Below are 306 nucleotides of genomic sequence, written 5' to 3'. Positions count from 1 at the left end.
AGTAATCGGCGCCGTCGTTGTAGAGGTACTGCATCTTCTTGGACTCAAGACGCATGGAATCGAACTTCGTGCCGGCGTTGAAGGTGTAGTCGACCACGCGGCCGGTCTTGATGTCCTTGAGCTTGGTGCGCACGAACGCGCCGCCCTTGCCCGGCTTCACATGCTGGAACTCGACGATGGTGCATATCTTGCCGTTGTTGATGATGCACATGCCGTTCTTGAAATCGGCGGTAGAAATGCTTGCCACGGATGTTTCCTTTCCTGCTCACGCGCCGCGGCAAACCCTCTGGTCGCCCGCCGCGTTTG

The 306-nt window shown here is 57.8% G+C and carries 1 pseudogene; it reads right to left on the bottom strand.

The features are described from left to right. Window positions 1–211 (bottom strand): annotated as a pseudogene (locus tag NE591_RS13995) (elongation factor P); the annotation flags it as partial. Window positions 212–306: the final 95 nt, after the last annotated feature.

The organism is Adlercreutzia sp. DFI.6.23 (assembly GCF_024462535.1).
Lineage (GTDB): Bacteria > Actinomycetota > Coriobacteriia > Coriobacteriales > Eggerthellaceae > Adlercreutzia > Adlercreutzia rubneri.
The sequence above is the reverse complement of the archived record's forward strand: the minus strand, read 5'-3'. Positions and strand labels throughout refer to the sequence as shown.